This window comes from Streptomyces muensis, from assembly GCF_021474425.1.
GTDB lineage: Bacteria > Actinomycetota > Actinomycetes > Streptomycetales > Streptomycetaceae > Streptomyces > Streptomyces muensis.
This window is the reverse complement of the sequence record NZ_JAKEIP010000460.1, coordinates 1-3,713: the sequence shown is the minus strand read 5'-3', so window position 1 is coordinate 3,713 and position 3,713 is coordinate 1. Positions and strand designations below refer to the sequence as shown.

The 3,713-nt window shown below is 70.1% G+C and carries 5 protein-coding genes and 2 tRNA genes; 6 read left to right on the top strand and 1 reads right to left on the bottom strand.

Features of this window, described 5'->3' with window-relative positions:
• A partial coding sequence (locus L0P92_RS43010) for an amidohydrolase family protein (protein ID WP_234768575.1) occupies positions 1–1,245 on the bottom strand: 1,245 nt, incomplete at its 3' end.
• A 285-nt stretch (positions 1,246–1,530) separates the two neighbouring features.
• Between L0P92_RS43010 and L0P92_RS43005 the strand changes: the two genes are divergently transcribed.
• The 6 genes from L0P92_RS43005 (at position 1,531) to L0P92_RS42980 (ending at position 3,710) form a co-directional block, all read left to right on the top strand.
• Positions 1,531–1,603, top strand: a tRNA-Thr gene (locus L0P92_RS43005).
• A gap of 46 nt (positions 1,604–1,649) precedes the next feature.
• A tRNA-Met gene (locus L0P92_RS43000) sits at positions 1,650–1,722 on the top strand.
• A gap of 90 nt (positions 1,723–1,812) precedes the next feature.
• Positions 1,813–1,977, top strand: a complete 165-nt coding sequence (gene rpmG, locus L0P92_RS42995) for a 50S ribosomal protein L33 (RefSeq protein WP_003948671.1) — start codon at positions 1,813–1,815, stop codon at positions 1,975–1,977.
• 136 nt (positions 1,978–2,113) lie between these two features.
• A complete protein-coding gene (locus L0P92_RS42990; RefSeq protein ID WP_234768574.1) occupies positions 2,114–2,578 on the top strand; it encodes a MaoC family dehydratase N-terminal domain-containing protein in 465 nt (154 codons plus the stop codon).
• Positions 2,579–2,583: 5 nt separating this feature from the next.
• A complete protein-coding gene (locus tag L0P92_RS42985) occupies positions 2,584–3,012 on the top strand; it encodes a MaoC family dehydratase (RefSeq protein WP_234768573.1) in 429 nt (142 codons plus the stop codon).
• A 134-nt stretch (positions 3,013–3,146) separates the two neighbouring features.
• Positions 3,147–3,710: a TetR/AcrR family transcriptional regulator gene (locus tag L0P92_RS42980; RefSeq protein WP_234768572.1), complete on the top strand. Its 564-nt coding sequence runs from the start codon at positions 3,147–3,149 to the stop codon at positions 3,708–3,710.
• Positions 3,711–3,713 lie beyond the last annotated feature (3 nt).

Below are 3,713 nucleotides of genomic sequence, written 5' to 3'. Positions count from 1 at the left end.
CCCCTGCCGTGGCAGCCCCAACTCCGCCGCCACCGCCGAGTTGCAGTACTCCCGCACCGCGCTGGTCCGCGCCACCACACGCCCCCGGTGCACCACGATGCGGCTGTACGCCAGCGACAGCGCCCCCGCCAGCCGGTCCCCCCGCACCGCCAGCAACTCGGCAGGGAAGCCCGCCTCCACCCGCACCTCGGGCAGCCCCAGCACCGCACGCGCCGACGCGCTCACGGCGTCGTACGCGTCCTCGGGGCGCAGTCCGTGCCGCGAGGCCAGCAGGTAGGCGGCCTCCAACGGGTCTCCGCGTCCCACCGGGTTCGACACGTCCCGGAGGGCGCCGCTTCCGGCGGCGACGCGTACGCCGGCGGCGCGCAGCAGTCGTACCGGCGCCGTACTCCGCCGTTCCGCGCCCCCGCAGCCGCCCTGGGGCAGGCACGCCACCGTCACCCCGGCCGCGGCGAGCTGGTCCGCGGTGCGGGAGGCCATCTGGGCGGGCAGCCGACCCAGGCCGCCGCACGGGCCGAGGGTCACGCCGGGGCGCAGTCCGCCGGCCATCGCGGCGAGCCGGGCCAGACGGGCCGGGTCGGTGGCGTCGGTGTGCAGATCGACGGGGCAGCCGTGCTCGGAGGCGACCTCCAGGACCGCCTCCACGTAACCCGTCGGATCCGGGTCCAGGTCGGGGCAGCCGCCGACCACCGACGCGCCCATCTTCAGCGCGTCCCGCAGCATCGCCAGCCCGTCGGCCCCGGCCACACCGGTCAGCAGCCGGGGCATCGCCACCGTCGTCAACTCCGTGAGCCCGCGCAGGGAACGCCGTGCCTGGAGTACGGCGGTCAGCGCGCCCAATCCCTGGACGTCGCCCACGCGCACGTGTGCCCGCAGCGCGGTCGCCCCGTGTCCGAGCTGGAGCAAAGCGGCCTCGGTGGCCCGGCGCTGGACGTCCTGGGGTTCGTACGAGACAGGGCCGCCCTCGTCGGCGGAGAGGGCGGTGTCGCCGTGGGCGTGCGGTTCGGCCGGGGCCGGGAGGAGCAGATAGCCGCCGAGGTCCACGCGCGCGCACGCACGCGTGCCCTCCCCCGCCAGGCTCCCGGCGGTGCCGACCGCCTCGATGCGCCCGCCGCCCAGCCGTACGTCCACGGTCCGGCCGTCGGTCAGCCGGGCCCCGCACAGCAGCAGTGCGCCCGGGTCGGCCGGTCCGGACGAGCCCGACGAGGACGACGAGTGGGGCGGCTGGGGATGACTGTCGGGCATCGCGCTCCAGAGGTTCGGGGCTGCGCATCGGGCTGCGGGGACGGTGCCGGGGGGATACGCCGGGCACGCAAGATCACGCAGAGTGAGTCGAGCCTAGGCTGGCGATACCGCCCTGGCGCGCAGGAGCGCAATAGTCGTACCGGTGTGGTCCGCCGAACGGCGCCGCGTCCCGCGGAGGCGCGGTGGCCTGCGAGGCGTCCGTGTGCTCCGCCGATCGGCCCTCGGGAGGGGCCGTGAAACGGATTTGGGTGAACGGCTGCCGAGCGTGTAATGTCTTCATCGCTCGCCCCAATAGCTCAGTCGGTAGAGCGTCTCCATGGTAAGGAGAAGGTCTACGGTTCGATTCCGTATTGGGGCTCTGGTGTGGGAGGTTCCCGTCGCGAGGCGGGGACCGATCGCATCACAGCGGTGTAGCTCAGTCGGTAGAGCAAGCGGCTCATAATCGCTGTGTCACCGGTTCAAGTCCGGTCACCGCTACTGACAGTAGCCGATTGTGGGGTCGGTCCTTCGATCGGCTACTCTTTTATGCGTTAATTCAGTCCTATCCGTTCGTCAAGGAGCACTCACGTGGCTGCCACCGACGTCCGCCCGAAGATCACGCTGGCCTGCGTGGAGTGCAAGGAGCGGAACTACATCACCAAGAAGAACCGGCGTAACAACCCGGACCGTCTTGAGATGAAGAAGCACTGCCCGCGTTGCAACGCGCACACCGCGCACCGCGAAACGCGATAAATCAGGCTCGTACGCGAGGCCGCCCCCTCAGTCGGGGGGCGGCCTCGCGTCGTTTTCGCCCCGGTTACCGGTCGGTTGAGGCCGACCCAGGTGAACCAGCAGGTCAACGGCAGCAGACAGCAGGAGGTGCCGAGCCATGGCGCTCGACCAGTCCTTCGTGGGGCGGAGTTACCCGCCCACCGACCCCTATGAGGTGGGCCGGGAGAAGATCCGTGAGTTCGCGGAGGCGGTGGGGGACACCAATCCGGCGTACACGGACCCGGAGGCCGCCAAGGCGCTCGGTCACCCCGATGTGATCGCCCCGCCGACCTTTGTCTTCTCGATCACCTTCAAGGCCGCCGGACAGGTCATCCAGGACCCGCAGCTCGGCCTCGACTACAGCCGCGTCGTGCACGGCGACCAGAAGTTCGCCTACACCCGCCCGGTGCGCGCCGGCGACCGGCTGACCGTCACCTCGACCATCGAGGCGGTCAAGACCATGGCGGGCAACGACATCCTGGACGTTCGCGGAGAGGTCCACGACGAGGCGGGGGAGCATGTGGTGACCGCCTGGACGAAGCTCGTGGCCCGTGGCCTGGACGCCGAAGAAGGGCAGGCCTGAGACCGATGACGGCGAAGATTGCCTACGGTGACGTCGAGGTCGGCACCGAGCTGCCCGCCCAGGACTTCCCTGTGACCCGTGCCACCCTCGTCCAGTACGCGGGCGCCTCGGGCGACTTCAACCCGATCCACTGGAACGAGAAGTTCGCCAAGGAGGTCGGACTGCCGGACGTCATCGCGCACGGCATGTTCACCATGGCCGAGGCGATCCGGGTGGTCACCGACTGGACCGGCGACCCGGCCGCGGTCGTCGAGTACGGCGTCCGCTTCACCAAGCCCGTCGTCGTACCCAACGACGACCAGGGCGCCACGATCGAGGTCAGCGGCAAGGTCGCGGCCAAGCTCGACGACAACAAGGTCCGCGTGGACCTGCTCGTGAAGAGCGCCGGGCAGAAGGTGCTCGGGATGTCGCGAGCGGTCGTACAGCTGGCGTAGCGGCACGCGCGTGCCGCGCGGTAAGGGGCGTCCTCCATGGAGGGGCGCCCCTTACATGTCTCGGTCGTGAGGTGCCGTGAGGTGCCTCGACATGCCCCTTGACTAGTTAGTGATTGAGTACTAACTTACAACGCATGGCCAGGATGAGCGCAGAGGAGAGGCGCGAGAGCGTCATCCGCGCGGCGACGACCGAGTTCGCTCGCGGTGGCTACTACGGCACGTCGACCGAGGCCATCGCCAGGCGTGTCGGCGTCTCGCAGCCCTATCTCTTCCGGCTCTTCCCGGGCAAGAAGGCGATCTTCCTGGCGGCGGCCGAGCGGTGCGTGGAGGAGACCATCCGGATGTTCGCGGAGGCTTCCGAGGGGCTGGAGGGCGAAGAGGCCCTGCACGCCATGGGGGCCGCCTACCGGAAGGTCGTCTCGGAGCAGCCCGAGCGGCTGATGATGCAGATGCAGATGTACCTCGCCGTGGCGGCCGCCGAGCAGGAGGGTGACCACGAGTTCGGCGAGGCCGTACGCGCCGGTTGGATGCGGCTGTGGGACACCGTCCATCTGCCACTGGGGGCGGACGTCAATGAGACGACGACCTTCATGGCGTACGGAATGCTCATTAACTGCCTGGTGGCCATGGGGTTTCCCCCCGAGCATCGGGTCTGGGCGGGGATGGCGCCGCCGGAGGGGGTCGAGGGGCAGCCGTAAGGG

Bases quoted from the DNA above. Each gene is read 5' to 3' on its own strand.
- L0P92_RS42990 (WP_234768574.1), top strand. From the start codon at position 2,114: ATGGCGCTCGACCAGTCCTTCGTGGGGCGGAGTTACCCGCCCACCGAC.
- L0P92_RS42985 (WP_234768573.1), top strand. From the start codon at position 2,584: ATGACGGCGAAGATTGCCTACGGTGACGTCGAGGTCGGCACCGAGCTG.
- L0P92_RS42980 (WP_234768572.1), top strand. From the start codon at position 3,147: ATGGCCAGGATGAGCGCAGAGGAGAGGCGCGAGAGCGTCATCCGCGCG.